The sequence below is a fragment of the Okeania sp. SIO2C2 genome, from assembly GCF_010692625.1.
Classification (GTDB): domain Bacteria; phylum Cyanobacteriota; class Cyanobacteriia; order Cyanobacteriales; family Microcoleaceae; genus Okeania; species Okeania hirsuta.
In genome coordinates this window covers 1-26,120 of the sequence record NZ_JAAHGM010000055.1, presented here as the reverse complement: position 1 = coordinate 26,120, position 26,120 = coordinate 1, and the positions used below count along the sequence as shown (strand labels likewise).

The window sequence follows — 26,120 nt, the reverse complement described above, 5'->3', positions numbered from 1 at the left end:
CGATAGCTTCTTTTATTTATACATACTATGATGATTTTGTCAAGTATTATCGTGTCTTTATGGGGCGAAAAAAGTGGTAAAATATATCCTCATATAATCGAGGTATATAACCATGGCAGTTTATCAAGACAGGGAAGCATTTATTCCTTATTCTAGAAAAGATATCATAGAACTTTGTATTCAAGATGGTAAATTACCAGAAGGATCTTTACAAAAGTTTAGAGATTTTTGTTCTATTCTCCTGGCTTATTATCATTTTAAATTACATAAAACACTGGAGATCTTAAAGGAAAATTATGCTCCATTTAATCCAGATGCTAATACTAAATATATTGCTTCTCTCTCTGAATCAGAACTAGCAATGATGAAAACTAAAGTTGTTCAGAGTTTTGAGAAAATTCTAGATCAAGGAAATTTTTTTCCTATATCTCACGCTAGTTTAGAACGTGCTTTTCAGGAAACTTCCCTAATTGAACTGAAAACAGATATCAATTTTGATGACTTTGAAGAGATGATATGTTACTGTCGAGGAGATATATATAAGACAATAAAAGTTAAGAAATTTTTCCGAAAAATTGAAAAGAAAATTGATATTTTTGAAAGGGTTGCTTTATTAATTAAGTGCCAAAATACAGAAGAGACTGATGGTTCAGAATATTCTCAGGAAGAATCTCATCTGAGTTCTAAAAAAATCTATATTTCTCTCTATAAAAATATTCCTAAAAATGATATAGAATTTCTATTTCCTAATGTAAAAGTTAGTATGACTTTGAAAGACCGTCTAATGTTAGTAGTACCTGCTATTGGTGCAGCAGTACCTATTGCCCTGAAAATTTTACCGCAACTTTTACTAATTATCGGTGTAATTGTTTTTCTAGCTTTCGGTCCGTCTTATGTAGAAAAATTGAACTTGAGAGCTAATCCGGAGGATGTGAGGAATATGACTGGAATTTTATTAGCTTCATTATCTCTATTAGTAACTTTAGGAGGATTTTGTTTCAAGCAGTATACTCAATACAAAACTAAACAGATTAAGTTTCAAAAACAGGTAACAGACACTTTATTTTTCAATAATATTGCTAATAATGCAGGTGTATTTCAAACTTTAATTGATGATGCAGAGGAAGAAGAATGTAAGGAAATTATTTTAGTTTACTATCACTTATTGACAAGCAATACATATCTAACTCCAGAACAATTGGATAACAAGATTGAAGCCTGGATGGAGGAAAATTTTGATACAAAAATTGATTTTGATATTAATGGACCTTTACATAATCTCACAAAAATTCAGGGCAAAATTGTCAGGGATGGTGAAGATGAGAATGAGATTTCAAATATACCATTATTAACTTATGATGAAAATTTTTGTTGTCGAGTATTACCCTTAGATGATGCGAAACAATTAATAGATTATATCTGGGATAATGCGTTTAGTTATGCTTAAGGGAACAACAAATTGAGGAGTCGGGAATTGGTAATTGGAGAGAAATAGTGAATAAAAATTATAGATAGCATTACTCAGCGGCTTTGTTGTATATTTTCTAAAGAGTCTCGCATTTCCCACAAATTGATTTGATATACTGCTGAATACCACTGAAATTTAATATATGAAATAATTACCAAATCAATCTGGAGGAACTATGTCAGAAAAATTGACTCTTCTGCCCCATGAATATCCAGACACCAGTAATATGATTCTGGAGGATGACACCCCCTTGGATAGCTTTATTAATGAAAAACAACAACGTCTACTTACAACTGTATTTTACAGCGGTGCTGAAATACCTATAAATGCTCCTTTTATCGTTGCTGCTAATGTGGGTTTATTTTCTTATGTCGGAGATTCAGGAATTGTACCTGATGTGTTTTTAAGTTTGAATATTCCTGGTGGCGAACAATGGTGGAAACGTAATGTTCGTTCTTATTTATTCTGGGAATTTGGCAAGTCCCCAGATGTAGTAATTGAAATTGTTTCTCCCACTCCAGGCAATGAATTAGGAAGTAAATTGACAAAGTATGCACAATTACGAATTCCTTATTATGTTCTCTACGATCCATTGCAAAAACTAAGTAAAACTTTTGTGCAAGTATTTCAACTTCATGGTAGTTCTTATATTCCTAAAAATGATGCTTGGTTTGCTGATGTCAATTTAGGATTAATTCTTTGGAATGGTGTGTTTGAAAATCTGAATGGTACTTGGTTGCGTTGGTGTGATGAGTTGGGGAATGTGATTAAAACAGGAGATGAAATAGCAGCAGAAAAAAATCTTGAGATATCCCAAAAGGATACTCAGATATCTCAAAAAGATGCTGAAATATCTCAAAAGGATGCTGAGATATCCCAAAAGGATACTCAGATATCCCAAAAGGATGCTGAGATATCCCAAAAGGATACTCAGATATCTCAAAAAGATGTTCAAATTAAACAGGCGTTATTATTGGCAATTGAAATGGGATTGAAACTCAAGTTTGGTGATGAATATGTGGGGATATTATCTGATATTTCCCAAATAGAGGATCTGAAATTGTTGGAGGCAATTGCTTCTCAAATTCCCCAGATTTCCTCAATGGATGAATTGCGAAAACTATTTTCTGAATAGCTCAAAAATACGAACAAGGAATGCCTAATATGGGAGCAAGATGCTCCCACTGCCATTCAAATCCGCAACCCCACACTTTAAATCTTTACTGATTCTTCATAAAAACTGGAGTTTCTTATATTTTATCCGTGATTATAATGAGTTTTTCTCCTTGTTTTTATATGATACTAAATCCGGTTTAGAAGGGAGATTTATTTTCAAGGTAAGGCAGAAAGCAGAAGGATTAGACAGATTTGGAAAAACTAGGTTTTATAACCGGATTTCGCTCCTCATTCGTAAGTCCTGAAAATAATATTACAAATTGTTCCCGATATAGCATTACTATACACGAAATAGAATCAACATTTTTGTCCATCTATCTATCACTGCCTATTTCTCTGAATCAAAATTTTTTTCTGTCGTATTAATAATATCTTTTGCTAATCGCTCGCTAAATCCCACCACAAAAGACAAAGAAAATAGAGACATCCATCTTTGATCTTGCCTCTTTTCGTTATCAAGTTCACCAAAGGTAATAGGAATAATTCCGCCCTGTAAAATAGCAAAAATTAAAATGCCAAATGTACCTCCGATCAGAGGCTTATAAAAACCAACTAAGATAGGAATTATTGAGTCTTCATATTGGCACTCCTCTTCAGATTGTTCATAATTACTAAGTCGAGATAAGATACTAACTATGCTACCTAGAGCGCCAGCAGTAAAACACAAATTTCCTAGCCAAACTGTCATTTGAAAATCTTTTATATACATATCCGGTGTGTCATTAGTCCTACTAGAAATATCTGAGGAAATAATTCCTTTTAACTCTAGAGCTTGTTCTAAGTTCTGGCTTCCTGATGATAAGCCCAGTGGAACTACTATGTATAATGGAAGTCCTAAAATTAACCCTAGTAAAATTTTCAGAATAATCTTAGAAGTAACTCTTCGATAAAAATTAATAGGTAAAGCTAGCCAAAAGTTTTTAATTCTTCTGATTCTAAATTCTCCATCAATTCGCAGTTTTTCAATCAGCCGTTTTTCGGGGTTATGCTGAAAAGATTTAATAGCAAGACTAAGATTAAATACTAAATTAGCCACTTCTGATTTTTTGTGAATATTTTTAATTAATTTTCCAGATAGATATAGAGTTTTGATATCTGAGAGTAATATCAAAACTTTGGAAACTTCTTCTTGATTTTCTGCGCTTAATTCCTGGATAAAATTAGAGTCAGTAATTACCTCATTGATTTGGGCGAACAAATCATAAACTTTGGTATCTATTTCATCAATAACCGGAAGATTATGTTGTTCCTCGAAAACTGGCTTGTTTTCCAAGGAATTTAAATCATAATTATCAAAATTATCTTTAGGCTGCATATTTATAGCGATTTTCACAAAGATAGACTACAAAACTTCATTTTTATGAATGTAGAGTGAGTGAATGTAGAATTCAGAATTATTAAATTAGGAAATTGTAGCAGTTTTCCAGAAATGTTAACTACAAAACTTCTGCCTTCAAGCCAAAATCTTTGTACTCTATATTAATGAAAACTCCTATTATACCAATTTGAAAAAAGAATGTTACGAATAATAAGTGGGATAAAAAGATTTGCTAGGAAATGTCCCTTTGACAAAAAAGAGAATTTACGACCTAAAAACTGGTATTGAACCAATTCCCATACGACTCCTGACTCCTGACTTCCCCTCCTGGGAGGGGGAGGGGCGAGGGGTGGGTTGACTCCTAAGAAATAGCCTAACTATTTGTAGCAAACATTTATCAAATTGGTATTATAGAGAAATAATAATTAATCCCATGGAGGTAGTTTGGGTTGAAGAATTTAGCTTGCTTCCCGCAAAGGTAACCCAACAAAACATGAATGTTGGGTTTATCCTTCAAATAAGCTTTGCTAATGGATAAGTTGCCTTAAGACTAACACTTAACAAAGGCGAACATTTTGAGGTTTACCTCCACTAAATTAACTTTTCTAAGAAAGATAGGACTTACGCAGTACAACGTATTTTCGTCATTGCCACCCACAGAGAAGCAATCTCAAATCCCTAGTTTTTCTTGCCTCATGCTTCAACAATTGACAATTAATAATTAACAATTACCCCTTCTTAAAAAGAAGGGGATTGACTAAAAGGAAAAATTTTTCTTCTCTTGGTCGATTGGATATGGCGTTTAGCTAACGCACAACTTCGTTAACGCTGCGCGACATGTTTGCGTTTGCGCAGCATCCCGTAGGGAAGCATTCCGTAGGAAAAAGCGGAGCGGCTTTGCCATCCTATCCTACAGAAAGCTCCGAAGATCGACCGCTTTTTTCTCCTTAAAAGGAGAGACTTTAAACCTTAATTGTTCAATTATTAATTATTTGGTAAGTCCTGAAAGACTCAAAATGGGCTGTTCCTTTCTTAATCAATACCAAAAACTTTTTTAGCTTTTTCCCAAAATTGCAGGCGATCGCTATAACCATTTAGACCACCATTAATCAGACGGGTGACTTTTTCAAAGTCTCCTTGGTCTGCATACTCGTTAATATCCCGACTTTGCCAATACCAAGCTGCCACTGCCGCATTTGTATAAGGGTCTTGAACAGCCATTTCCGGGTTGTCTTCTAAAGGCAAACCCAATTCTTCACCGCATTGACGATAATTAGCTCTGCCAGTAAGTTGAATCAGACCCCTTCCTTTATATCGTCTGCCATCTCCTGGTTGAGTATTACCTAAATCCTCTCGTCCCTCATAATCTGCACCACTAGCTAATTCTTCTTTATAATAAAAAGAACCGCTTTCATGGGCAATTTGAGCAATAAATGCACAAACTCTTGCTGTTGTTGCTAAATCAAAATCATGTATAACTTGATTGAGAGGAGCGACATATCTATGAATATCATCATCAGAAGCATCGGGCATAATTGCTTTCAGATTTTCAGCAGTCAATAAATCTGAGTTATTAGATTCTATAATTTCTGCCTGATTTTCCCAGGATAGCTCCCAATGATCGGAGAAAATATACCAGGTTCCAGCATTATGATTGAGTTCAACTTGGTAATGTCCCTGTTCTGCTAGAGAATATTTGAGAACTTCATAAGTTTTTCCTTGAGCAACAGATGTTTTTTGACTCTCAGGAAGTTGAAAAGCTTGAGCTACTGCTTTTTTGAGAACAGTTTGACTAATTGCTTTGATAGTTTCCATTTTTTCTAGTCTTGATATTTTTGTGAATGCAACAGGCAACGAGCAAAAGAGGGTAGAAACAGAAGAGAGACAGGAGGTAAAGGAGCAAGGGAGTGGAAAGTTGGCAAAGCAATTCCATTAGAAAGCAATCTTAGGGCATTAGAGGTTACTTCCTTCCACTCCGGTCGCAATGATCTAGTCAGATTTAATTAGGCATAAATATTAATGTTTTTCCACCATTGCCTGTTCCCTGCTATCGGCAGAGACAGCATAGCAAAATCTACAAATTCTGAGGTAGTCCTGTTGGTTTTCCTTTAACAGAAACAGTGACTCTACCCCATCCTGCTTGTTCACCCATATCGACCCAAATTTTTCTTAAAAGATCGAAACTGTAAGGATCGTAAGCTGCTTTTACCCCTACCTGGTAAGTATTGCCCGCTCCGTCTCTAATACCATAAGGATCGTGTATGAAAATTTTCTGTTTGTCTAGGTCAAATCCTGTAGCTACCACCATGTGTCCGCTACCTTTATATGCCATACCCATAACTACTGGATATCCTGCTTGCAAGCACTCGATTAATTCATCAATTGAAAGTGTATAGGAAAAATAGGTATCTACTTCAAAATATTGTAAAGCACGAGTATTTGCTTGATGATCGGTAGTATCCCCATATTTATCTAGTATCTTCCCATACATACTTTCAAATTCACTATAACCCTCTGATTTTGCTTTTTCAACAAGATCGGGTCTGAGAAAGGCTAAAAACATTGAACAAGAAGTTAGGTTACATTGTCTGTAACCAGGTCCGTGATAGGCCGTATCGTTATCCAACTGAGAGAAATAGGGAACTTCGAGTTTTTTGAATTTTTCTTTTGTCTGTGTCATTTGAGAAATAGTATTGTATACAAAAAAGTACAAAAAACAGATGGAACAAGAAGTTTAGAAAGGCAGAATACTTTTTGAGTTCCAGTCCGGTTGAACAGTTGTCATTGCGACATTTGTAGAACATTCTATAGAAAATCAATCTCCAGCTTTGAGAGATTGCTTTCCGTTCCGGAATGCTCCGCAAACCTTGAACTCCATTTCAGTCGCAATGACTTTTACACTAAGTAATTATCTGGACTTGATATGATTTGATTAATGCTTGAGTTTTGGGCTGTTTTAGCTCAACTACAGCATAATATTGTCCTCACTAAATAGAAAGCTTGTAATTGCTTTCATTAATTAGACGTTTAAGGAAGCAAATTTCTGAATTATTTTTTTCTGAAAATTCAAAGAAACTTTACTTATAGCGCTGTGCGCAGGGAACAGGCAACAGGGAACAGGGAACAGGGGGAATAAATTGCCGTTTGCGCAAGCATTCCGTAGGAATCATATAAGACTTCTAGCTCTTTTGCCCCTACTACAATTTGTAAATATACCAGCGCTCATTGCTATAGATGTTGTCTGCTTAGGAAAAGCAACTTCTGATGTCAGATCAAATCTGCCTGCAATGGAAGTGTTATCAGAAACCGGGTTTGTGGAAAGTATATGTTAGTATAGTGGGGCATTATATCAAATCCGGTTAAACAACCATAGAATGGTTAAGTTAGGAGGAGTCAACCCACCCCTCGCCCCTCCCCCTCCCAACCCACCCCTAACCCCTCCCAGGAGGGGAGGGGAAGTCAGGAGTCAGGAGTCAGGAGAAGAAAGAATTACAAAGATGAGCGTAGTTATGACGATTGAAGATTTTTTTTATGTCCAATTAAACGGATTTGATATTAAATACAAACCCGGTTTCTCTGCTTTTTTATACCGATACTACCGGACTTGATGTCACTGTCTCACCAAGAAGATTTCCCTATCAACCACTCTGTTACAGCCAGTAGAAATATTTTTTTCATCTTACTTGCCACCCCCCCGATAAAATATTCCCTCAACTCCTTTCGTAATATGTTCCGTGCCTGAGAAATTCGCTTGCAGACATTATCGTAGGAAATATTTTGTTTTTGGACAATTTCTTGATGAGACAGTTGCTGATAAAAATGCAGGATAAACGTTTCACGCATTCTCGTCGGCAAATTATCAATAGCACGACGAATCACAATACTTTTCTCTTCTGCTTCTATAGAATAATTTGGCCTTTGTTCAACAGAAACCACTTCTTGCTCCTCAGCAGATGCGTAATCTTCGATATTTTCAACTCTATTCGCACCCCGAATATGTTCTCGATGAATATCCACACAGAGGTTATAAGTCAGTTTTGTCAGCCATGCCTTAGAATTATAAATTTTTGCTGCATTCTTTTGCTTCTTCTCCCAAGCTTTGAGCATTGCTCGACTGAGTGCGTCCTCAGCATCAGTTCGGTTCCCGCCCATCCACTTGACACAGCAATAATAAAGATAATCTTCATGCTTTAGCCATTGCTGCCAAAACTCTTGCTCTGTTTTTTCAGTACAATTTAGACCCAATGTAGTAGCTGAAACTACTTTGAGAGAATTTGATACCATAATAGTCAACCCTTAAAGAAATCTATTAGTTAGTTGGAGCAGAACTATAATTTCAAGGGAATGGGTAGCATTCTTGGGAATTGTATGTTATAACTTAACACCATGAAACTTACACAATACAACCTATTTCTGTCCAAAGCTACCGATGGGGTTTGTAGACCAGTCCGGAATAAGCAATCTGAAATCCAAGTTTTTCCTACCTCATGTGTAAGTCATAAAGAGTATCTAATCATCTCTGAAAAGCTGATTTATTCCTAGATAAGTAGTCATGCAAATTTAAGACCGAAAACAATAAACACTGTAATAGTCTATATTCAAAGAATAGAGCGATTTATTATTACCTTAAAATATGTGTAATTGATTTTGCCTATGTACTTATGTAGGAAAATCTAATTTCTTATAACTTAGTCACCACAAGGTATTTCCATCATTGTGACCGATAGGGAAAATAATCTCAAATCCAAGTTTTTCCTGCTTTATGTGTAAGTCCTGTTTCCTTAATTTATTCCCAGTAGGAATCGTAATCTTAGTTTAGATTTTTGTTCTGTTACTACCAATCACCTTGAAAAAATATCGCGATCGCTGAATAACTTTATTTCTATTTTACTATATCCTGAGTAATATGCCAAAAAACATTTTTAACGATCTTTATAGTCAGATTGATTGGGCAAATTACGATCGCCTACTTTGATCGCTAATCCGATCAATATTCGTAATCTGAATAAGCTTTGTTGAATCAAGGCAAGAGTCAAACTCTTTACTGGAGGAATTAACTAGAATTCCACTTTCTAGCTTTCCAGCTTACCATTCTGTATCATGGAATTGAGCACCGCACACTCTATGAATAAATCAAATCTGCTACTTGATTTTCACGAGATATGCGATGCCCACTGATTTTGATTGTATTCACCTAAGTAATTGAGTACTTTTTGAGATTCCCGTTACTCAAGCAGCATCAACAAGGCTAGAATATTTAAACATTAACTCTAGACCATCGACACTTTCTGCCAAAAGCATTGATAATTCTGTACTCGTTTAAGGTAGTATATTTTTCCTTTTCTCCATCGGGAAGAAACCTATAGCCTTTAACTTCAAATTTAGGAAGGTAAAGGTCATTATCTAAGAAATCAAGCATTTTATTCAATTCACCAGGTTGCCATAAATCTTTGGCTTGCTGACCAACAATTTTACTCATTGGTTGGTTACTGTTAGCAACAATGGCGGCTTGGTTCATCCAAATCACCTCGTTAGTATTCATATCAGTGATAAACTGTGGGTTAACCTCGCCGTAAATTTCAATTAGACTTTTACCTAGTTCTTTAATCATTATTTTTTTCCCTATAATTCTGATACCTCGTTTTGCTCCATTCCAGATGAGGCGAACCTCACCCCACTTAGTAGCTAATAAAATAAACCAATCTTCATGTTCATTGTAGATAGTAATCACGTCTTCTTTTCTATAAGAAAAAGGAGCAATAAAGACGATACCCTGTTGAAATACGGCTTCAGTCCATCCATTCAGGAATTGGGACTGATTACCTTTGATATTTTTACTCATCTGCATTTTGTTCTAGGATTTTGTTTGCACCCTGTTTAAATACAGCTTTAATCCATCCATTGATAGCGATTTCTTGCTAAAAGATGGTTATAGTAGATGTTTGATTATTTTCAGAGATGTCTATTCAGGAATTGAGGCTGATTTTCGATCTTTTTCCTCATATACATTTTTTTCTAGGATTTGATCTCCATAGACTAGATCGGGTAGCAACTCCTGATCGTAATCAAGGTACTTGCATATAAGGCTGATGTCTACATTGTTTAAAGCTTGGCCTGAAATTGATTTGATTATCGCCTTTCTGACAAGATTGTCCAAAGGAGGATCGGAATTATCAATTTTGGCTTCAAGAGTTTTTATCCGAGCTTGTTGTTCTGCTAAAGCCTTTTTATAGTCAAAACTTAATTCATGCAGAACATCGTATTCTCTACTCCTAGCTAATCCGCTCTCTATGTAAAACAAGGCCAGACTAACTAAAGTTCGCTCTTCTTCCAAAGCTCTTTCTTCTAGCTGTCTATAGGTTCCTGCGGACATAGTGACAGATATTTTTTCAGACCTTGTTTTTCGATTACTATCGATCATTAGGTGCTATTTGACTGCTATATAGAACTAATATTAATAATAAACTCTAATTAGCTGCTAAAAATGATTATTTAACAAAACTTAATATTTCATTTAGAATTTAATTGTTGAGACCAACACGAACCTATGGAGGTCTAAAATCTGGTGTTATATCAAATCCGGTAGCATCGGAGTAATTCAACCTTAATTTTCGGCCACCAATGGTACTGGGTTATAGCCTTGATTACAAATTGCTGTGTTAAAAGAACTGGACAACGCTCAAACAGAATTTCTTCTAACTTTTCGAGGCTGGTAAATGAACGATTTGCGTTCGCGGAGCGTTGCGTCAGCAGTATCGGTTCATTAATTTGTCTTCTCCTAATTGAAATTCTCGTGCAAAGTCTTCTAAAACTCGGTTAAACAGCTCTACATTAACTCTTGGTAAAATCCATAGGTTTATGAGAATGCAATCAAAGGGAGCGATCACTCCCTTTTGTTATGGATATGTTATATCATGTTCCCCCCGAGGGGGAGCTACGAATTGCGGATAATCAGTTATAATAAAACTTAAGGACTGATAGTACCGACAGTACCAAAGAAATACTGAAATTATCAATACCCCCAATATCAATATTTCCTGTGTATTCCTCTTTTATTCCCCTCCTGGGAGGGGGAGGGGCGAGGGGTGGGTTGACTCCTGACTCCTCACAACAGTTATTTATAAGTATTAGACATCTGGTAAAAATTAAAAATAAAATCAATTATTATTCATAAATTATCAATTACTCCCCTCCTGGGAGGGGGAGGGGCGAGGGGTGGGTTCTCTGTTCCCTGTTCCCTGTTCCCTGTTCCCTCTTTTGGAGGAGATGTCTATTCAACCGAACATGATATTAGGGGCGATCGGCTTTCAGAAATTGTCCCAAGCTTTAGGAAAGCAACTGAACTTTTCTGGCCAGACAATGCACAAAGGCTCTTCGGCGATCTTTTTGCTCAATTTTTTCGTAGAAGTCTTTCAGAGGATCTCCATCTCCTGGTGTTAATTCGTTTGCACTTTTATTCCCTTCAATGTATTCTTTCAGAGCCTTAGATTTTTTCATTTCCTCTAAATCAACGTCTCGATCGCCAACATAAGTTGTATTCCATGGACTGTCGGATATTATTTTTGTGTACTCTGTAAAATTACCCTTTTTATACAAGTCACCCGACAACATTCCCTCGTGGACCATATCAGCAATATCTACATAAACATTGCTCATATTAGGAGAATCGCTACTGTTATTTTTGTTAGCTTGTTTCGTACCAACCAAAAGATCTGCATAACTCTCGTAGTTGATTATCTTTGCTGATTTAGCCTTGGAAATAATGTGTATCTCCTTGTTTTCATCTTTTATGGTGCTGAAGAGTTTAACAATTTTCGCATTTGCAGGACTGACAACATTATTAGCATCCGTACTCCAAGAGAATGTGTTAGTGGCGTTTTTTGAGACTGGATCTAGCAGCACGATACGTTTGAGCTTTTTTGTTAGTAAATTATCGGCTAATTGAATAAGTTGAGTATCATCTTGTGTGTTAACAGATCGATCCGATAACAATTGAAGTGCTAAAGCACAACCTCGACTGTGAGCCAACATAAACACTTTATCATAATTATTTTTTTTGTTTTCTAAGTATTCTAAAAAGCTGACAATTAACTCTCGTGACATTTCTGAAAAATTGTTGAATGCTTCGACAGTCATTCCTCGCCCATCTGAATTTTCACTGTAATTCAAAGAACTCCAGTTTATATCTTCGATTGTCTTTAATAGATCGTCCAGTTTTTCTAAAACAGTTTTATCTTGAAAATCAAATTCTTTTTTTGTCATTATCAAATCCCTTTTGAACCAACTGTTACTTTTGTTTGTCAACCTTTGGCATGAGTTGTCAAAGTAACTATTTTTATTGGCAAAAAAATTAATACTAGGTTCACTTGTAAGGAGATTAAATTGTAAAACATCTAGCTTGACCAGATCTAATTCATCTTGTGTGAATAGTCCTGAAGATTTGAGAGATTTATCTTGAGTATCAATGACTGGAAAAACAACATCCGATTCTGTTGTTCCACCAAAAACAATAAGAAGATTATTAGCCATGTTATTCTCCGTCTTAATTTGTAATTGTGATTTGATGCGCAAAAAGCAACAGCGAACCGTATTGGGTAATACCATCGCGATGGGCAGAAATTACTGATTTTAAAGATGGATCTTCCTAGAGAAACTTTTCCGTCCTTAACTTTCAGTATTTCAAAACAGAGATTGGTTGAGTACCTTTCTCGTTTCTACTAATAAGACGATCATGCTTGCCAATTTCTGAATTTTTTGAGTGAAATTTTCAGAAAAAAAATAAAATTTATAACAGTTCTCAGAAGTGATAGTCGGGATGTACAATTGCCTTTGAATACTTTGGATGAAACTAAACCAGTGGTAGATTCCACGCCAATACCACAAGGTAGTATTAGTGAGGTAAAAAGAGGAAAGGAAGATCAGGTTCAAATTACTACTGATGCCTCAAAGTTAAAATCTCGGGATGTGGTCAAAATTAGTAAGACCAAAAGCTATGATGGCCATTATGTCGCAACAAAGATTGATTATGAATCAATTCTCCCAAGTTTGTTTTCATCCAACCAAAATGACTTTACCGATCCCTCGAAGCTATTTGAGACAGCGTAACCAACATCGAAAATAATACTTGTTATTCTCGCAATTTCCAACTGTAGCATTACTGTTGATAAATGGTATCAGGAATGAGGATTGTGTTATTTCTACAAGTTTATAGCAGTTTTCATTTAGGTAGATAGTAGTAGGGACGTTCCATGGAACGTCCCTACTTGGTTTTGGTCGTGACAATGTGGTGAATCAACTTGAAAAGTAAGGAGTAAATTTCCTTCGACGAAATTTCGTTGATAAATCAGGTTTCTGCGTAAGTCCTATATTAGATAGAAGCGAAAAACCAAAGTCAGATTTTTCTGAAAGTTTCAAATTTTTCCCAAAAAAATTCAGAAATTGACATCGGAGATCGTCTTAATAATGGAACTAGCAAATATGTTCCCGATCGAGCAAACACAAAACACATAGGAGAAAAAATGGTCAAAGTCAAAGTAGAATTGATTGACGTTTATTGTGCAGATACTGAAGATGTAACCGGAGCTGACGATTTTTATCTTGTTGGTTCTTTAGTTGGTGGAGGAGTTACAAAATCAATCCTAACGCACCCTATCAAAATTAATGATAAGCAAAGAAAAAGTTTTCGCCCAGAAGATGCCCTTTTATTTGAAGGAGAAATCCAATCAGGGCAAAGTATCAAAGGCGGATTACAAGCTTATGACGAAGATGCTGCCAAAGACTGGAATAATGGTTACGCTGATACAGTTAATAGTATTACTAATACTGTTTCAGCTGCTTTAGCAGCGACAGGCCCACAAGGAGCTACTGCGGCAACGATTCTTAAAGTAGCTACGAAAGGGATAGGCATACTCGCTAGTCTTGATAAAGACGACTTACTAGGTTCTACCGAATTAGAAATTTCTGCTACAGGACCAGCTAATGAAACACGAGAGTGGAAAATGAGTAAAAAAGACAGCTTTATGGGTTGGTCTACTTGGGATTACACTGTTCGATATCAGATTAGTCGCTCCTAAAAGATAACTGGTAGAGTGCTTTAGTAATAGCTCACTGCACTTTCTCAATTGTTAGGTTATAGGTTGGGTTGCTACAGTAACACTCAACCTTTCCAAATCTGAGAACTAAGCGATCGCTACTAGCTTTAGCTGTGAAATACGGGTTGTCACTATTCAAGTGGACATCAAATAACACCTAAATGAGTAGGATGCTATTTCTAACTATAAGAAATTATTAGCTTGATGTAAATACAAGTAGCATCACTACTTTCTTTTTTTTTCTAATCTTGAAAATTAGTTATGTACGATATTCTAACTGGACTTGCTTTAAGTCCAAATGCAACTTATGGCTATGACAATAGTATTACACCACAACTTCAAGCCTTATTTAACAATACTTTCAACTACATAGAAAACAGAACCTATTTAGACTTTCAACAAGTAGATTACAATACAGCAGAAATAAAAATTAGTATAGATTCAAATACTCCTTATCTTGGCTATGCTTACTTCCCTGGAGATCGTCCAATCAACAGCGATATTTTCTTATCTGATGAATTGCTATATGTTGAAAATCAATATTTACAACAGTATGTGATATCTCACGAAGTAGTACACGCTATCGGTTTAAACCATACTGTCAGGCAAGATTCTGTTGTGTCGGAAGTCATTGACTTAAATTCACTAAACTTATTCCCTACAGCCTTCGATTTATGGGCAATAGAAACCAATTATTTAATATCACAAATTTAGCGTTTTTTTTACATAGATATGAGACATGTACAATAATAAAAAATACAATCAATTATCGTACATAAATAATCAATTATTTCCCCCTCCATACCTATTCCCTCTTTTCTGGAGATGTCTATTCTTTCTTTCAATCAATTTTCCAGAGTAGAACGGAGATCGCTTCCCCATATAATAGCGATCGCTCTATGTTAATTAATTTTAGTTTTCGAGGGACAATTAACTAGGGTTTGCTGAAAAAAGCAGAGTGTGGGGACCCACCCCTCGCCCCTCCCCTTCCCAGGAGGGGAATGTGGGGAAAAAGAGAAAGTAGGAGGAATAATTGTACCTGTATCTTTCCGTGCTTGCCTGTCTTTTGTCTTAACTTTTTGGTAACTTAATATCATGTCCGGATAATTAGTTATAAAAAAACTTTCTCCTTCAACTCCAGTTGTTCTTCTTTCTTCCCTCTTTCCTCCTGACTCCTGAGGACTGACTCCTGAGGACTCCCTAGTTATTTATTTATCACTGTTTAACCGGACATGATATAAGCTGAAAGTAGGCACTTTTTTTCGCTCCAAAAATGCACTTACTTTTATATCTCAGTGCTTTTAGATTAGATCGGTAAACCCTAACTAGATTAGGACTTAGACAACTAATCTACCGATAGGTGCGTTGCAACGCACCCTACAGAATAACTTAGCTGTTCCCTTTTCCCTACAATAATATCCGGCGATCGCCACTATATCTCTTGACTTTTCTCCCGCACCAAAACGGCAGCATCAACCGCTGATAAACCAGAAACATCTACTTTATGAATACTAACTCCTCTTTTTTCTAAATCATAAGTATAAGTTTTGTCATAATAGTAGAGTATTAAATCTGAAGCTGCTGCCAAATTTCCCTCCCTCAGAAAATTAATCGCTTCTTGCGTCCGTAGACCCCCCAGTCGTCTTCTAATGCGTTCGGTCGCAGCAATCAAATCATTAATATCTGCTTCTCCATAAATTTCGACCAAAAATGCTACTCTTTCCTGACGACTACGACTTATCTCAATAACTTTCGCCCTTTCCATTTGCTCAAAAATTTCCTGGGGAATACAACACATTCCAATACGCTTACTTTCTGCTTCAACCCATAAAACTTGACTCCGGTCGAACTTTGCCCATTCCATCGCGATCGCATTCCAAAATTGCTCATTAGTAGGTTGAGGCAACTGCCCCAAAGCACCGAAACTACTACCCCGATGGTTAGCTAGAGCTTCTAAATCTAACACTTGTTCTCCTATATTTTCCAGAGCAGTCAATATCTCAGTTTTACCACTGCCAGTCATTCCTCCTAGAATAATCATTTTTTGTGGAATCGAAAATAGAGAAAGTGCCCAACGTCGAAACCCTTTGTAACCGCCAATCAGTAGAGCAACATTAAATCCTGCGGTTTCCAGTAACCAACCAACTGCAGCGCTACGCATTCCACCTCGCCAACAGTGAATTCTAACTTGACGCTCTGGAGCTAATACCTTAGCACGAGCAACAAAATTAGCTAATTTCGGACCGACGATCGCTAACCCTAATTCGACTGCTTGATCTTTACCTTTTTGTTTGTAGCAAGTTCCCACCAAGGCACGTTCATCATTATTAAATAGAGGGAAATTAACAGATCCAGGAATATGACCTTGAGCATATTCGCCGGGACTACGAACATCGAGAATGACTCCTGGTGTTTGGAAAAATGCGTCAGGTTTTAGGGATTTTGCCATTATTTAAAGACGGAAGACAGAAGTAGGAAGGAAGAAAGTCTTGAATATTATATTTTATCATGTTTATGTGTAGGGTATTTGCTGAAGTCCTAGATTTTTTATCCCGATATTTTTTCTTCTGTCTTCTGGCTTCTGGCTTCTGCCTTCTGCTTTCTGCCTTTTGTTATAGCGATCGCATTCGGCAATAATAAAGAGCCTAGTTTCATAGAAAAACTAAGCTCTTGGTAGCATAACCTAAATATCATTGAGCTACTCTAAGACAAAATGTAGAAGCAAGTATTTAAAATTAAGAAATATATTTCAGCAATAATATCAAATCCGGTAGCATCGGTATAAAATCTTTTGAAGTAGGACTCAGGAGTCAGTCCTCAGGAGTCAGGAGGGAAAAAATTTATGAAGATTTGGTAATGGTGAAGATAAAGAATGTTTTTATACCGAATTAAACGGATTTGATATAATCTGTAATATCCTCTCCACAAACATCCGCTAGAAAAGTTAAAGCGCGAAATCGTAAGCCAATAAATTGGTCATACAAAGGATTCAGTTTACACATTGCAGGAATATGAAACAGTAGATGTCCGAATAGTTTCACATCTCTCTCAAAAGGACATTGAGCTGGGATCAATTGACACAGCAAATGTGCTATTTTTTGATTATTTATTTCTACATGATCGAGATATTCGCGAATTGGTTGCAGTAGTTTATCTAGGTAGTTATAGTTTGTTTGAGCAGCTTGCTGTGAAATACTTGTAATAGAACTCATAATTAGATCATCCTATATATCAACTCTATCAATATATTTTCAGTCTAACTTTGATCTCACTTTCTTGTATAGCCAATTTGGCCTGATTTTGCAAACTTTCACAATTACTTTAATTTTTATCCTAGTATTGTGAAGATTAGATGAAATCTGTTGATATTTGTTTAAAATAACTAGCTTTTATCGCCAAAATTTGTTATTCCAAAAATCAAATCATTGAAGCTAAAAAAATTACTGTTATTCGCACTTTAGCAGAATATTCAGTAGAATTACGTTAAAAAATAGTTATGGAAATAATAAATATTGATAAATTGTTATCTAATATACTTTTTTTATAATCTCAATTGCTTCTGAATAAATATATTGACCTCGAGACAAATATCGTGAATTAATATCTAATTAATAAATCCTTGGAATTAATTTTTTTACCCGTTGTTGATAATCTGAATATTCTGGATATTTTTCACTTAACCAGGTTTCTTCTTGCCTTGCTTTCAAGTCAAGAAACAAAAAAATCACAATAACAGCTACAAAATGAGACAAACTAAGTTGAAAAATGCTCCAACCGAGAGTCAAGAAAATTAAACCGCTATACAAAGGATGTCTGACAATGCCATAAATTCCAGTTTGCACTAGCTCACCATCTGCTCTCGGATATGGCAAAGGTGTCAGATTTTTGCCTAAATCTAATAATCCTTTCGCAATCAAAACTAATGCAGTAGCACTAAAAAGTGCTGCTACGATCCAACAAGAGTATATTAATTTTGGCAATTCTAAACTAATTCCTGGTAGGTGATATGTAGGCAAAAAAATAAATCCTACCAGCAATAAACCTTGAATTAATACCAAATATTCACCGCGTTTGCCACTGCGCCACCCATCTCTGGTAAAACCCCAATTTGTAAGTATTTTCATCGATTATATTTCCTATATTTCCAGAAATTTTTTAACGTCGCCAATAAGGTCGCCCTTTCCAGAAAACTCCTATAGCTAGACTTATTAATGAAGTTCTAGATGCACTAACTAATACAGCAGGGAGAGGAAATAAAGACTTGAATAATAATCCGATAAATAAACATAAAACTAGCGCCCAAAGACTAGAATTATTCAGTAACCACTGCTTTTGCCAGAATTCTAATAAATAAACTGCTAACGCTCCCATTCCTACTGCTGCTCCTACAGGTATTAATACGCCAAAAATTGGAGAGGAAAATAGCATACTCAATGGTTTCAGGATAACAACAAAATAAGTGAAACTTAAGATTAATAATACTTCTGTTGCTACAACTGCCAAAATAGCAATGAAACTTACTAAAAATAGTTCTTGCCAAGGTAAACTTTTCAAACGTTGCCAAATATTATTCATGTTTTAAGTTGATAGAATTAGGAAAATTGAGTTAATCTACAATTAGATATCTGTGGATAAAGTTTAAAACTGCTTCTAAACCAACTTTTGTTTTGAGGTTCGTAAAGACAAAAGGGCGATCGCCTCGCATCTTTTTAGTATCTTTTTCCATAATATTCAGGTCTGCTCCTACATGGGGAGCAAGGTCAATTTTATTAATTACAAGTAGATCGGATTTAGTAATACCTGGACCTCCTTTTCTTGGAATTTTATCACCGGCAGCTACATCAATTACATAGATTGTTAAATCAACTAGTTCGGGACTAAAAGTTGCTGCTAAGTTATCACCGCCACTTTCGACAAATACTAAGTCTAGATCGGTAAATTTATTTTCTAACTGCTCAATAGCAATGAGATTAATAGAAGCATCTTCCCTGATAGCTGTATGAGGACAACCACCTGTTTCTACTCCTATTATACGGGAACTATCTAATGCTTGGCTACGCACCAAAAATTGGGCATCTTCTTGGGTATAAATATCATTAGTTACAACTGCAATGTTATATTCTTGTCGCATTGACTTACATAAGGCATCAACTAAGGCTGTTTTACCTGAGCCTACCGGGCCAGCTATTCCAATCCGAAAAACATTCATAAATTACTAATTGTTAATGGGTATAGCAGAAGGAAGAAGAAAAAAGAAAGAAGGAAGAAGGAAAAGTATTACGTTGTCTGAGTTTTAAACTTTTGAACTGTCCGCGCCCTTTCCTTTGGCTGCTATAATTATCAGGCCATTTATTAAGTTCATAGGTTATATAAAGTTTACCTCAAACCTACCACCTAACACCTCAAGCCTAACTTCTAAATAATCTAGTATATTGAACTTCGTGAGCCATACTTGCTAGAGATAATCCCCAACTACAACTGTTTAACTCATCATCTTTTAATTTGAGGATTTCTTTGGCACTCAAAACTATTTGATTTTGCAATTCCCATAATAACTTTTGTCCTACTGTTTGACCTAGAGGAATTAATTTGACACCAGCATTAACTAGATTAGTTGCCCAACTATGTAGATAACCTAAAATTGCAGTTTCAATCTCAATTTGCCAGCTAGCAGAAATTAGACCATAAGCGATCGCAAAGTTACAAAAATCTGTTTCTGTTTCGAGTTTTTTTTGGACAAAACTCATTAATTCTGTTGATAAATATGGCTGAATATTCGTAAATAAACGAATTAAAGTTCGACCCATTTGTAAACTTTGCAGACGCAATTCTTCTGTTTCTTTAACTGCAGTTGCCCAATTATTCCAATTATTTAAAAGCTGTAAATTTCCTGAATTAGTTTCCCGATAGGCTCTAACTATTAATGCTGCTTCTAATCGAATACTTCCAAATTTGAGACAATCTATCAACCAATTTTTGAGACTATCATAATCGGAAATTTTTCCTGTAGTTACTAATATTTCAATACCTTCTGAATAACTATAAGCTCCTACTGGTAACGCCGGACTTGCTAACTGTAAAAGACATAAAAGTTGGTTTTCTCCCTGGTTTTGATAGTGCATTATTTCCGGTTTATAAAACAGACATATATATGGTTTGCTATCTCTTGCTTAATGACCATGACCATAAGCTCCTATTTCTGGTTGAAATGGAGAGATTTCTTCTATAATTTCCATACCTAATTGTTCCAGCATAGCTTTTAACACTGGGTCTAGAGATAACTTTAAATTGGTAGGAGTAATTTCTATTGGTATATGTCTATTACCTAAATGATAAGCTGCCCTGAGTAAATCTAAGGAAGTTTTCCCTGTTATTCTCAGGATGGGTTCTGGTTTAGCAATTATTCTGACTATAAACTCACCCGTCTCATTGGCCAGTAAGTCGCGATCGCGCAGCACTGTTCCTCTAGACAAACGCAGATGTAAAATTTCCCCATTCTCTGTATCAAAACGATAGCGACTCCTGGTCCGTTGTACTGCAGTCAGAGGTAAAGTCAAACAAACTACTGCATTTTGGTCAGCAGCTAAACGTTGGGTTAAAATTACCATTGTCAGTCATGGGTTTATTGACTACTTGTTCGCTTTTGTTGAAGATGGACCAACTTAGTTTGAATTCTTTCTCGTAAGGTTTGATTAATCTTTTGAGCCATTGTAATCTGATTAAACAGAGTAACGGTCATATCATTACTATCAATAATTTTTTTAGCTCGATTGCAGTAATTCACGGCAATTACTTGAATATTTCGTGGTAGATCGTTAACAGTGTTTTTCTGATTGCAAATAATTGGAGGAATAGATCCTCCTGGACTTTGTTTTTGAAATTCATTTTGAATTTCTTGATAAACTCCTATTCTTAATTTTTCAATTTCTAAGACTGTAGTACTATATTTAGTTATTTCTTCATCTGTAAAGTTTGTTTCTTGTTCTTCTTCTGTATCTGTAAAAGATTCCTGAGCGTAGACAGCTCTATCAAATACAGGAATTAATGAGTTAGATAACCTAGTAGGTATTACACCCATCATTAAGGCTAATATAGATAGAGTTACTGCTGATAAAGACTGGGACATTAGTCTATGGGGATATAGTGGAACAGTACGAAATAAAGCTTTAATCTTCATAATCTGTGATAACGAATAAAAATTAAACTATCTAAATACTTACGAATTATTTTAGTCCGAGAAAGTTCCTAATTACTTAAGAGTATCTAATGAAAGTGGAAAAATTAAAGTTATTTATAGTACAGCACATCATCTGTGTTTTATCCAAGAATTTGTAATTTTTAGGAACTAGATATTTTATTCAATAGGTATATTTTAAATATTTAGTTTTTCATTCTCCTGCTTAAATACTTAAAATAAGTTAGTAAAATATTTTACTAATTATTATGCTTAATACTGAAAATCAATAAATTTGATGACCCAAAGCTCTGGGATATGTAATAGCTGTAGGCCAATTGGGAATTCTACTTATAGAACCCATTTGAGATATCTTTAAAAAAGAGGGGTTGTACATTAGAGAATGATAATAGATTTTAAACTGTACATATATTGAGGAAAGAATTATCCAAAAATATCTACTTTCGGATTTTATCATTCCTGATTGTGCAACGCCCATTTTCTTTGTTCTTGCACAGCTGTGGAGACTTCTGTCAGAGCAGTTTGATTTGGGTGATTTTTGTGTAAAAATCTAGGGTTTTTGCCCATTACTTCTGCTTTTGAAGAACCAGTTATTGTTTCAAAGCCTTGATTCACATAAACTATAGGATTATCTGTTTGAGTAGATTCAGTAATCATTATCTCATTTTGACAAGCATCAATTGCTCTGTGTAATAATTGTAATTGCTCCTCATTTTGTTGATGTTCTGAAATTTCTTGTTTGAGTTTAGTATTTTCTTCTTTCAATTTTTGTTTTTGTTTAGTCATCATCATTTGATTTTCTACACGAGCCAATAATATCAAATCCGGTTAAACAGCCATAGAATGGTTAAGTTAGGAGGAGTCAACCCACCCCTAACCCCTCCGGTGGAGGGGAAGTCAGTCCTCAGGAGTCAGGAGGAGAAAGAATTACAAAGATAAACGTAGTTATGGCGATTGAAGATTTTTTTTATGTCCAATTAAACGGATTTGATATAATTCTTCTATTTGTAGTGGTTTAGTAATATAATCTACTCCTCCCACAGAAAATTCTTTTACTTTATCTACAGAACCATTGATAGAGCTAACAAAAATGATAGAAAGATCTTTCGTTTTAGGGTTTGCTTTTAACTGTTGACAAACTTGATAACCATCTACTTGTGGCATCATAATATCTAATAAAATTAAATCTGGCACTTGTGATTGGATAGTTATTAATGCCATTTCTCCATTGGTGGCTTCCCTTACTTAATACCTTTTTTTAGAGAGTATTTTAGCTAAAATTCGGAGATTATTAGGTTGGTCGTCCACTACTAAGATATCACCCAAAAATTATTTAAATTGATTGTTATCCAGAATTTTAAGTATATACACTGAAATTAGTAATTTACTCTAACTAAATCCATTGAAATATTTCAGTAAAATTATCTAAAATAAAGATAATTTTTTCACAATGATTATTATTTAGTAGGTAATTATTATCTACTAAGTCATAGTTAGTCACTATTTTACCTTAATAATTTTCTAGATCCAATACTTAATTAATTGAGTCTCGATTTGGGCAAATTAAAAACTATAGCAATCCTATTTTATTCGTGTCAAAAATCTTACTGCTTTTTAGGGAACACTTAACTGGGAACACTTAACTGGTAAGAGTTTCAGTTTTTTTATTTACTTTTTGATTACCCGCAACCTATGCGCGGATTGCTATAGAGAATATTTTAACTCTTAAATAAAATTGACAAAATTATAGTATTGTTATATAATTTAAATAAATTTTAAATATAAATATAAATTAACCTAATTATTAATACTTAGTTTCTAATGAGTAATAATGAGTAATATTGTACTAGATGTTCGCGACCTTAAAGTTCAATTTACAACAGAAGAAAAACTACTAAAAGCTGTTGATGGTATATCTTTTGCAGTCAAACGAGGGCAAACTCTAGGAATTGTAGGGGAATCAGGTTCCGGAAAATCTGTTACATCTCTGGCAATTATGGGTTTATTACTAACTAAATCTTGTCAAATTAACGGTGAAATTTGGTTCAATAATTCTGCTGAAAATGAACAAAATTTTCAACCAATAAATTTATTACAGTTACCAGAAGAGCAAAAACAAGAATACAGGGGTGGCGAAATAGCCATGATTTTCCAAGAACCTATGAGTTCTCTTAACCCTGTTTATACCATTGGATTTCAGTTAACAGAAGCTATTAGATTTCATCAAAATGTTTCACCAGCAGAAGCACGACGTCAAGCAGCATCTCTACTTCAAGAAGTAAAACTTCTGCCTAATGATGAAGTGTTGCGACAAAAATCTATAGAAGAAATAACAGACTACAATCTTGAAGAAGGAAGAAAGAAGAAGGAAGAAGGAAGAAGCGGTGCGACTCAAAATCAGGCAAAAAGATTAGATGCTTCTAGTGAACCTTTTGTGAGTCAAACACAAATAAGTAGTGGCGCAAGCGAACGCGAAATTATGCTACAAGTGAACAAAAAAAAGCTGGCCATGCTAGACCGTTATCCCCACGAACTTTCTGGCGGTCAATTGCAAAGAGTGATGATCGCAATGGCGATTTCTTGTAATCCCACTTTATTAATTGCAGATGAACCAACGACAGCTTTAGATGTCACAGTGCAAGCGAGAATTTTAGAATTACTGCGGGAGTTAGGACAACGTAGAGGAATGTCAGTTATATTTATCTCTCACGACTTAGGAGTAATGGCTGAAGTTGCGGACACTATAGCAGTAATGTATCAAGGTAAAATAGTTGAGTCTGGGGATATCGGACAAATATTTACTCAGCCCCAGCATCCCTACACAAAAGGTTTATTAGCTTGTCGTCCTCCCCTCCATGGAAAAATTTGGCGTCTACCTACTGTTTCTGATTTTATGGAAGAGGTAACAAACTCGAATGGCGAAATTGAAATTAGGGAAAAAAAGATAGCAGCAGCAAAACAACAAAATGTAGATTTGGCAAAACAAACAGCTCCCCAAACAACAGAAAATCCTATTTTACAAGTTAATAATTTGCGAGTAGGATTCCCAGTTAAAGGAATGTTTGGTCAAACTAAACGTTTATATATGGCAGTTAATGACGTTTCTTTTAGTGTTTCTCCTGGTGAAACTTTGGGTTTAGTGGGAGAGTCTGGTTGTGGTAAAAGTACCTTAGCTAGAGCAATATTACAATTGATTCCGATTACAAGTGGGCAGGTATTTTTTGAGGGTCAAGAAATTACAAACTCCCATAGAGGTAAGTCGGGAATTAAGCAATTGATGCGGAGGTTGCGACGGGATATGCAAATTATTTTTCAAGACCCCTTTAGTTCTCTAGACCCTCGTTTAACTGTTGGTGCTGCAGTAATGGAACCAATGTTAATTCATCGGGTAGGCAATAATTCCCAAATTAGGCGCGATCGCGCAGTATATTTATTAGAAAGGGTAGGATTAACTGCTGATTCATTAAATCGTTATCCTTATGCTTTTTCTGGTGGTCAACGTCAACGAATTTGTATTGCTCGTGCTTTAGCTTTGAATCCTAAATTGATTATTTGTGATGAGTCTGTTTCAGCTTTAGATGTATCGGTGCAAGCACAAGTGTTGAATTTGTTTAAAGAGTTGCAAGATGAGTTTGGTTTAACTTACATATTTATTTCCCATGACTTAAGTGTAGTTAAATTTATGAGCGATCGAATCATGGTAATGAATCAAGGTAAAATTGAAGAAATTGGCCTTGCTGAACAAGTTTATAATCAACCGCAACGAGAGTATACGCGACAACTTATTGCTTCTATTCCTACTGGAAATTTAGAGAAGTTCAAGGTTTCGTAACTTGAGGAGTCAGGAGTCAGGAGTCAGGAGTCAGGAGGTAAGAAAGAAGGAAGAAGGAAGAAGGAAGGAGGAAGGAGGAAGAAGTTTTTTGGTCGCGGAGCGGTGTTCTATCGCGCTCTTATCCGGACATGATATTAGTAGGTACGGAGAAAAAAATGATTGGGGTTTTCCTGCTTGCTAATGTGCGAAGATATAGCGGTTTTCAAAAGGTGTGAGGTAAATTTATGATCCCCCTAAATCCCCCTTTTTAAGGGGGACTTTGAAGAAATCTCCCTTTCAGCGGTTCCCCTACGATCCCCCTAAATCCCCCTTAAAAAGCTATGCTTTATAAACATCTTTCTTAACATAAAACTTGACAAAAAATAAAAGTTATGTATTAGCGATTCAATGGGTATTCCGGGAGAGTAAACGTATTTAATTAGAGGCTTTTTTCCCCATCTCCCCATCTCTCCATGTCCCCATCTACAGCAGGGTTTCAGGAGTTCCTTATAAGGGATAGCTTAAAAAGGGGGACTTTGAAACCTTCCTTTAAGCGGTTCCCCCCTTATTAAGGGGGGTTAGGGGGGATCTAAAACTGTATGTCACGCCTTTTGAGAAATGCTATATATTTATCTTACTCCTATAAATTCTTCCTAATTTTTTTATAATAAAAAATAACTAATATCATGTCCGGTTGAACAGTTATAAATAAACGACGAAGGAGTCAGGAGACAGGAGACAGGAGACAGGAGGGTAGAAAGAATGAAGAAGGAGAAAGTTTTTTTATCACTAGACATCTCCGATAATCAAAAATCAAATCAATTATCGTGCATAAATAATCAATTCTTTCCCCCTACTCCCTACTCCCTACTCCCTACTCCCTCTTTTCCGGAGAGGTCTACTAATTATCCGGACATGATATAACACATAACAAATGAAATAATTATGATTGAATGGTTAATTGCTTGGGGGGGTAGTGAAGCGGTTAAATTTATTGCTCAGGAAGTTATCGGAGAATTAGGTAAGGATGCCGCTGAAGACTATGTTAAAGATTTTTTAAA

The 26,120-nt window shown here is 35.5% G+C and carries 25 protein-coding genes and 1 pseudogene; 8 read left to right on the top strand and 18 right to left on the bottom strand.

The genetic code is table 11. The features are described from left to right. Window positions 1–112 precede the first annotated feature (112 nt). Together F6K18_RS28445 and F6K18_RS28440 are read left to right on the top strand one after the other, a co-directional pair. On the top strand, window positions 113–1,447 hold the full coding sequence (locus F6K18_RS28445) for a TMEM143 family protein (protein WP_287525807.1): 1,335 nt from the start codon (window positions 113–115) through the stop codon (window positions 1,445–1,447). A gap of 196 nt (window positions 1,448–1,643) precedes the next feature. Continuing rightward, window positions 1,644–2,603 carry a Uma2 family endonuclease gene (locus F6K18_RS28440; RefSeq protein WP_287525805.1) on the top strand — a complete coding sequence of 320 codons (960 nt, stop codon included), beginning with the start codon at window positions 1,644–1,646 and terminating at the stop codon, window positions 2,601–2,603. 369 nt (window positions 2,604–2,972) lie between these two features. Here F6K18_RS28440 and F6K18_RS28435 read toward each other — a convergent pair whose 3' ends face one another. The 4 genes from F6K18_RS28435 to F6K18_RS28420 form a co-directional block, all read right to left on the bottom strand. After that, window positions 2,973–3,959, bottom strand: coding sequence for a hypothetical protein (locus F6K18_RS28435; RefSeq protein ID WP_287525804.1), 987 nt, complete (start codon window positions 3,957–3,959; stop codon window positions 2,973–2,975). A 267-nt stretch (window positions 3,960–4,226) separates the two neighbouring features. Then, entirely contained in the window at window positions 4,227–4,352 is a 126-nt protein-coding gene (locus F6K18_RS28430) for a hypothetical protein (RefSeq protein WP_287525802.1), read from the bottom strand. Window positions 4,353–4,994: 642 nt separating this feature from the next. Further along, window positions 4,995–5,777, bottom strand: coding sequence for a glycoside hydrolase family 19 protein (locus tag F6K18_RS28425; RefSeq protein ID WP_287525800.1), 783 nt, complete (start codon window positions 5,775–5,777; stop codon window positions 4,995–4,997). Window positions 5,778–6,036: 259 nt separating this feature from the next. After that, the gene (locus F6K18_RS28420; protein ID WP_124145429.1) at window positions 6,037–6,642 is read right to left on the bottom strand and encodes a C39 family peptidase; all 606 of its coding nucleotides are present in this window, start codon (window positions 6,640–6,642) and stop codon (window positions 6,037–6,039) included. Window positions 6,643–7,336: 694 nt separating this feature from the next. Here F6K18_RS28420 and F6K18_RS28415 point away from each other — a divergent pair. After that, window positions 7,337–7,570, top strand: a complete 234-nt coding sequence (locus F6K18_RS28415) for a hypothetical protein (RefSeq protein ID WP_287525798.1) — start codon at window positions 7,337–7,339, stop codon at window positions 7,568–7,570. Window positions 7,571–7,580: 10 nt separating this feature from the next. On the opposite strand, the gene F6K18_RS28410 is transcribed toward F6K18_RS28415, so the two are convergent. From F6K18_RS28410 to F6K18_RS28395, 4 genes are all read right to left on the bottom strand, one after another. After that, window positions 7,581–8,246 carry an RNA polymerase sigma factor gene (locus F6K18_RS28410; RefSeq protein WP_287525796.1) on the bottom strand — a complete coding sequence of 222 codons (666 nt, stop codon included), beginning with the start codon at window positions 8,244–8,246 and terminating at the stop codon, window positions 7,581–7,583. Window positions 8,247–9,219: 973 nt separating this feature from the next. Next, window positions 9,220–9,810, bottom strand: a complete 591-nt coding sequence (locus F6K18_RS28405) for a hypothetical protein (protein ID WP_287525794.1) — start codon at window positions 9,808–9,810, stop codon at window positions 9,220–9,222. Between the two features lie 114 nt (window positions 9,811–9,924). Further along, window positions 9,925–10,383 (bottom strand): hypothetical protein, encoded by a 459-nt coding sequence (locus F6K18_RS28400; protein WP_287525793.1) that lies wholly within the window; start codon window positions 10,381–10,383, stop codon window positions 9,925–9,927. A gap of 905 nt (window positions 10,384–11,288) precedes the next feature. Next, window positions 11,289–12,491, bottom strand: a complete 1,203-nt coding sequence (locus F6K18_RS28395; RefSeq protein ID WP_287525791.1) for an alpha/beta hydrolase — start codon at window positions 12,489–12,491, stop codon at window positions 11,289–11,291. A 225-nt stretch (window positions 12,492–12,716) separates the two neighbouring features. On the opposite strand from F6K18_RS28395, the gene F6K18_RS28390 reads away from it, so the two are divergent. From F6K18_RS28390 to F6K18_RS28380, 3 genes are all read left to right on the top strand, one after another. Then, window positions 12,717–13,067, top strand: a complete 351-nt coding sequence (locus F6K18_RS28390; RefSeq protein WP_287525789.1) for a hypothetical protein — start codon at window positions 12,717–12,719, stop codon at window positions 13,065–13,067. 413 nt (window positions 13,068–13,480) lie between these two features. Next, window positions 13,481–14,035 (top strand): hypothetical protein, encoded by a 555-nt coding sequence (locus F6K18_RS28385; protein ID WP_287525786.1) that lies wholly within the window; start codon window positions 13,481–13,483, stop codon window positions 14,033–14,035. A gap of 279 nt (window positions 14,036–14,314) precedes the next feature. Then, on the top strand, window positions 14,315–14,767 hold the full coding sequence (locus F6K18_RS28380; protein WP_287525784.1) for a matrixin family metalloprotease: 453 nt from the start codon (window positions 14,315–14,317) through the stop codon (window positions 14,765–14,767). 718 nt (window positions 14,768–15,485) lie between these two features. Here F6K18_RS28380 and mnmH read toward each other — a convergent pair. The 10 genes and pseudogenes from mnmH to F6K18_RS28330 all read right to left on the bottom strand — a co-directional run. Further along, the gene (mnmH, locus tag F6K18_RS28375; protein WP_287525781.1) at window positions 15,486–16,502 is read right to left on the bottom strand and encodes a tRNA 2-selenouridine(34) synthase MnmH; all 1,017 of its coding nucleotides are present in this window, start codon (window positions 16,500–16,502) and stop codon (window positions 15,486–15,488) included. A gap of 439 nt (window positions 16,503–16,941) precedes the next feature. Continuing rightward, the gene (locus F6K18_RS28370) at window positions 16,942–17,265 is read right to left on the bottom strand and encodes a Mo-dependent nitrogenase C-terminal domain-containing protein (RefSeq protein WP_287525780.1); all 324 of its coding nucleotides are present in this window, start codon (window positions 17,263–17,265) and stop codon (window positions 16,942–16,944) included. Between the two features lie 396 nt (window positions 17,266–17,661). After that, a complete protein-coding gene (locus tag F6K18_RS28365; RefSeq protein ID WP_287525779.1) occupies window positions 17,662–18,177 on the bottom strand; it encodes an isoprenylcysteine carboxylmethyltransferase family protein in 516 nt (171 codons plus the stop codon). A gap of 31 nt (window positions 18,178–18,208) precedes the next feature. Next, on the bottom strand, window positions 18,209–18,628 hold the full coding sequence (locus tag F6K18_RS28360; RefSeq protein WP_124145439.1) for a peptide chain release factor 1: 420 nt from the start codon (window positions 18,626–18,628) through the stop codon (window positions 18,209–18,211). A 31-nt stretch (window positions 18,629–18,659) separates the two neighbouring features. Further along, a complete protein-coding gene (gene ureG, locus F6K18_RS28355) occupies window positions 18,660–19,262 on the bottom strand; it encodes an urease accessory protein UreG (protein WP_124145440.1) in 603 nt (200 codons plus the stop codon). Between the two features lie 199 nt (window positions 19,263–19,461). Continuing rightward, window positions 19,462–20,175 (bottom strand): urease accessory protein UreF, encoded by a 714-nt coding sequence (locus F6K18_RS28350; protein ID WP_287525777.1) that lies wholly within the window; start codon window positions 20,173–20,175, stop codon window positions 19,462–19,464. A gap of 48 nt (window positions 20,176–20,223) precedes the next feature. Then, window positions 20,224–20,661: an urease accessory protein UreE gene (gene ureE / locus F6K18_RS28345; protein ID WP_287276909.1), complete on the bottom strand. Its 438-nt coding sequence runs from the start codon at window positions 20,659–20,661 to the stop codon at window positions 20,224–20,226. A 14-nt stretch (window positions 20,662–20,675) separates the two neighbouring features. Continuing rightward, entirely contained in the window at window positions 20,676–21,230 is a 555-nt protein-coding gene (locus F6K18_RS28340; protein ID WP_287525775.1) for a DUF4168 domain-containing protein, read from the bottom strand. 471 nt (window positions 21,231–21,701) lie between these two features. After that, window positions 21,702–22,061 carry a PAS domain-containing protein gene (locus F6K18_RS28335; RefSeq protein ID WP_287525773.1) on the bottom strand — a complete coding sequence of 120 codons (360 nt, stop codon included), beginning with the start codon at window positions 22,059–22,061 and terminating at the stop codon, window positions 21,702–21,704. A gap of 132 nt (window positions 22,062–22,193) precedes the next feature. After that, window positions 22,194–22,481, bottom strand: a pseudogene (locus tag F6K18_RS28330) (response regulator); the annotation flags it as partial. A gap of 598 nt (window positions 22,482–23,079) precedes the next feature. On the opposite strand from F6K18_RS28330, the gene F6K18_RS28325 reads away from it, so the two are divergent. Next, window positions 23,080–25,080, top strand: a complete 2,001-nt coding sequence (locus F6K18_RS28325) for an ABC transporter ATP-binding protein (protein ID WP_287525771.1) — start codon at window positions 23,080–23,082, stop codon at window positions 25,078–25,080. Window position 25,081: 1 nt separating this feature from the next. Next, complete coding sequence (locus F6K18_RS28320) at window positions 25,082–25,261, top strand: hypothetical protein (RefSeq protein ID WP_287525769.1); 180 nt, start codon at window positions 25,082–25,084, stop codon at window positions 25,259–25,261. Window positions 25,262–26,120 lie beyond the last annotated feature (859 nt).

Coding starts and splice junctions, on each gene's coding strand:
- F6K18_RS28445 (WP_287525807.1), top strand. CDS start 113: ATGGCAGTTTATCAAGACAGGGAAGCATTTATTCCTTATTCTAGAAAA.
- F6K18_RS28440 (WP_287525805.1), top strand. CDS start 1,644: ATGTCAGAAAAATTGACTCTTCTGCCCCATGAATATCCAGACACCAGT.
- F6K18_RS28435 (WP_287525804.1), bottom strand. CDS start 3,959: ATGCAGCCTAAAGATAATTTTGATAATTATGATTTAAATTCCTTGGAA.
- F6K18_RS28425 (WP_287525800.1), bottom strand. CDS start 5,777: ATGGAAACTATCAAAGCAATTAGTCAAACTGTTCTCAAAAAAGCAGTA.
- F6K18_RS28420 (WP_124145429.1), bottom strand. CDS start 6,642: ATGACACAGACAAAAGAAAAATTCAAAAAACTCGAAGTTCCCTATTTC.
- F6K18_RS28415 (WP_287525798.1), top strand. CDS start 7,337: ATGGTTAAGTTAGGAGGAGTCAACCCACCCCTCGCCCCTCCCCCTCCC.
- F6K18_RS28410 (WP_287525796.1), bottom strand. CDS start 8,246: ATGGTATCAAATTCTCTCAAAGTAGTTTCAGCTACTACATTGGGTCTA.
- F6K18_RS28405 (WP_287525794.1), bottom strand. CDS start 9,810: ATGCAGATGAGTAAAAATATCAAAGGTAATCAGTCCCAATTCCTGAAT.
- F6K18_RS28400 (WP_287525793.1), bottom strand. CDS start 10,383: ATGATCGATAGTAATCGAAAAACAAGGTCTGAAAAAATATCTGTCACT.
- F6K18_RS28395 (WP_287525791.1), bottom strand. CDS start 12,491: ATGGCTAATAATCTTCTTATTGTTTTTGGTGGAACAACAGAATCGGAT.
- F6K18_RS28385 (WP_287525786.1), top strand. CDS start 13,481: ATGGTCAAAGTCAAAGTAGAATTGATTGACGTTTATTGTGCAGATACT.
- F6K18_RS28380 (WP_287525784.1), top strand. CDS start 14,315: ATGTACGATATTCTAACTGGACTTGCTTTAAGTCCAAATGCAACTTAT.
- mnmH (WP_287525781.1), bottom strand. CDS start 16,502: ATGGCAAAATCCCTAAAACCTGACGCATTTTTCCAAACACCAGGAGTC.
- F6K18_RS28370 (WP_287525780.1), bottom strand. CDS start 17,265: ATGAGTTCTATTACAAGTATTTCACAGCAAGCTGCTCAAACAAACTAT.
- F6K18_RS28365 (WP_287525779.1), bottom strand. CDS start 18,177: ATGAAAATACTTACAAATTGGGGTTTTACCAGAGATGGGTGGCGCAGT.
- F6K18_RS28360 (WP_124145439.1), bottom strand. CDS start 18,628: ATGAATAATATTTGGCAACGTTTGAAAAGTTTACCTTGGCAAGAACTA.
- ureG (WP_124145440.1), bottom strand. CDS start 19,262: ATGAATGTTTTTCGGATTGGAATAGCTGGCCCGGTAGGCTCAGGTAAA.
- F6K18_RS28350 (WP_287525777.1), bottom strand. CDS start 20,175: ATGCACTATCAAAACCAGGGAGAAAACCAACTTTTATGTCTTTTACAG.
- ureE (WP_287276909.1), bottom strand. CDS start 20,661: ATGGTAATTTTAACCCAACGTTTAGCTGCTGACCAAAATGCAGTAGTT.
- F6K18_RS28340 (WP_287525775.1), bottom strand. CDS start 21,230: ATGAAGATTAAAGCTTTATTTCGTACTGTTCCACTATATCCCCATAGA.
- F6K18_RS28325 (WP_287525771.1), top strand. CDS start 23,080: ATGAGTAATATTGTACTAGATGTTCGCGACCTTAAAGTTCAATTTACA.